Below are 506 nucleotides of genomic sequence, written 5' to 3'. Positions count from 1 at the left end.
AGCACAAAAATACCCCGCGTGAGAGTTTGCTTCTCATACGGGGTATTTTAAAGTTCATTGTAAGATGACGCAATACGATCGATCGGAAATGAGAGGAGCCGATATGATGTAGACCGTTTTGACGGGAACACCCCCGACACGTGCATCGAGTTGTGTGAGCTGAGACCGAATCTTGCGGCTTAAACCATAGCGAATTTCAGTACTAAGTTCATCGACATCTTCTTGTACGTGTAAGAGAAGTTGGAACGGTTCAAGCGAAAAGATTGAAAAATCACAGGAAATCCGCGGATCTACAAATTTCTCATTCAATTCGTTCTTAATGTAATAGGCTTCTTGGGCACTGATCATCTTCTCTCACCTCACTCTCCTAATTGAAAAATTTTTCTCTACTATAGTCTATATTACCCAGTTTTCTGGCAACTAATCGTCTGATTTTGAAAAAAAGTCAATTCAGTCTGTAAAGTCCTCTAAAATCTTTTTTCAAGAGCAATCACATCTGTAAACAC

The 506-nt window shown here is 39.9% G+C and carries 1 protein-coding gene; it reads right to left on the bottom strand.

From position 1 onward, the window contains the following. Nucleotides 1–54: 54 nt before the first annotated feature. Nucleotides 55–348 (bottom strand): hypothetical protein, encoded by a 294-nt coding sequence (locus tag F8N00_RS18260; protein ID WP_023468187.1) that lies wholly within the window; start codon nt 346–348, stop codon nt 55–57. Between the last annotated feature and the right edge of the window lie 158 nt (nt 349–506).

The sequence above is a fragment of the Exiguobacterium sp. A1_3_1 genome, from assembly GCF_048985645.1.
GTDB lineage: Bacteria > Bacillota > Bacilli > Exiguobacteriales > Exiguobacteriaceae > Exiguobacterium_A > Exiguobacterium_A indicum.
The sequence above is the reverse complement of the archived record's forward strand: the minus strand, read 5'-3'. Positions and strand labels throughout refer to the sequence as shown.